Raw genomic sequence first — 363 nt, forward strand, 5'->3', positions numbered from 1 at the left:
GGAGGAGCGGGGCAGGCCGTCTACTACGCGACGCTGGCCTAGACGACCGTGCGGAGGAGGACGCCGCCGGTTTCAGCGCCGCCGGGCAGGCGACGGTTACCACCGCGGCAGACGCGTGTAATTACGGCGGTGATGCTTAAGGCGCATCATACCTCGCTTCCCACCCATCCGTGTCTGCGACGGGCTCTTCACGCTGCCCGGGTTGTTCATGTTGCTTTGAGCCATGGATCCGGGTCAGCTCAACACCGTCGCGGACGGCCGGGTCTTCAGCGGTCGCCAGAGCGTGCCGCTGAAGCTGGTGGACGAACTCGGCAGCGAACGCCAAGCGGTGGCGTGGCTGGAGAGCGCCCGCGGCGTTCCGAA

The 363-nt window shown here is 67.2% G+C and carries 1 pseudogene; it reads left to right on the forward strand.

Annotated elements, in window-relative coordinates:
• Window positions 1-223: 223 nt before the first annotated feature.
• Window positions 224-363, forward strand: a pseudogene (locus MKK82_RS12890) (S49 family peptidase); the annotation flags it as partial.

Source organism: Methylobacterium sp. E-046 (assembly GCF_022829625.1).
GTDB lineage: Bacteria > Pseudomonadota > Alphaproteobacteria > Rhizobiales > Beijerinckiaceae > Methylobacterium > Methylobacterium longum.